Source organism: Paenarthrobacter sp. NPDC057355, from assembly GCF_042667405.1.
GTDB lineage: Bacteria > Actinomycetota > Actinomycetes > Actinomycetales > Micrococcaceae > Arthrobacter.
Genome location: NZ_JBHVAL010000055.1, coordinates 1 through 1,618, shown reverse-complemented (window position 1 = coordinate 1,618; position 1,618 = coordinate 1). Strand labels below are relative to the sequence as shown.

General features: G+C 62.7%; 1 protein-coding gene. It reads right to left on the bottom strand.

Going from position 1 to position 1,618, the window contains the following annotated elements; all coding sequences use genetic code 11:
* Positions 1-1,557 (bottom strand): hypothetical protein (locus ACFUOZ_RS21345; RefSeq protein WP_377552040.1); only part of this gene is annotated, 1,557 nt, incomplete at its 3' end.
* Positions 1,558-1,618 lie beyond the last annotated feature (61 nt).

The window sequence follows — 1,618 nt, the reverse complement described above, 5'->3', positions numbered from 1 at the left end:
GCCCCGCACCATCTCCGCCGAACCCGTCACACTCGACCCGGCAAGAACCTGCAAATCCTCCACCGACAACGACTCAAAAAACACGCTCTCCGAGGACCGGCCCTTCTCCAACTCCGAACGGGTCTTCACGTCCTCCTCAAACGCCTTCACCTCCTCCTCACTCATCGTCTTCGACTCAGCAACATCAGGAGCACACGAGGCATGAGCGCCAGCACCGGCACCACACACCGGCACCGCGACCGGCGCTACGGGGCGCAGCTTCGACGACTGGTACGGGTTCGCCAGATCCTCCGCCGTCAACACACCCGCCGCCGGATCACGGGTAAAACGAGGCGGCTTGACGATTTTTCCATCAGCGCCTCGGTAGTAGCCGTTCATGTACCGGGTGCGGACACCTGTTTCCAGGGCCGTACCGATCTTCACCTCCGTCGGATTCACCATCGCCCACTCCGAGATCAACCTCGCCCGCTCCAACAACTCCGGTGACGCATCGCCCGCGGTGTTAACCTCCTTCAAAACCTGTGCAGCCGCCCGGTTCCGCCACGGGTGGGAGGTGATGGAGAGCTTTTCAACAGGGATGGGTGAGAGCGTGGGGTGGGCTTTCAAATGATTGATCAGCAACGTCATCTCAGAGTTCCCACCTACCGTCAGGAACTCAGCGGCATCCAAAGGCGCAGTGAACGTCTCTGCTGGCCCGGTCGGGGCCTCCGGGGTACCGCCCCGAAAGACCCTGTAGGGGGCGTCCATCTCAAGACGCTTGCCGTCGGGGCCGCGTGGGTTGGTGTATGCCTTGGAATCTGCGGCGTGGATGAGTTCGTGCCCCAGAGCCTGGACCGGGTCACTCCCTATTACAGCGCCCGTATCGATGTCACGGTAACTGGTAACCGCGGCCGGGTCGTAGGCAACCAAGGAGGCGCTCCCGGAAGGGATTTCGTTGAGGGGACCTGCTTCAGCGCTCGCCCCGGGGGTGGGGAAGATGACCACCCCGATCTCCGGGTTCGCTGTTCCCGCGGGCACGACCCGGCCGCTGTGATCAATCCACTGGTTGTAGTTCCCCCCGGTGGGTTCCAGGGTTCCAGCGACTTTCATGATGGTCTTACCCGACCCGGTGGACCATAACCGGTCCAGGTCAGCGGTGATCAGATCAACATTACGCTGCCACACCACCTCATCATCAAACGGCCCCCAGCTCGCGCCGAATCTTCGCCAGGAACCGCCGGGGTCGTTGTGGTTAGCGATCCAGATCCCGGGGTAGACCTCCACCGCGTCGAACTGCGGAACATTCGTTCCCGGCAGGGTCGGGAATCCGATCCTGCGGACGTTGTTCGCATCAGTGACCCGCGGTGGGGTCGTCGGGACCACTACCGGCGGGGTAGCGTTCGCGGCCGGCCCGGCCGCGACATCCACGACAACGAACAATGTCAATGTCACCGCAACAGCCAACACCACACCCCACAATCGGGGCAGTAACCCCGGAACACCGCGCCCGGGCAACCCGGAGCCTCGCCCGGCACCAACACCACCACCGGCTGTACTGGACCACAAACCCAAAACCATCAAACACACCTTCCACACAAAAGGGGCAGCGGTGACCACCAAAGCGACGCACCGCAGAACA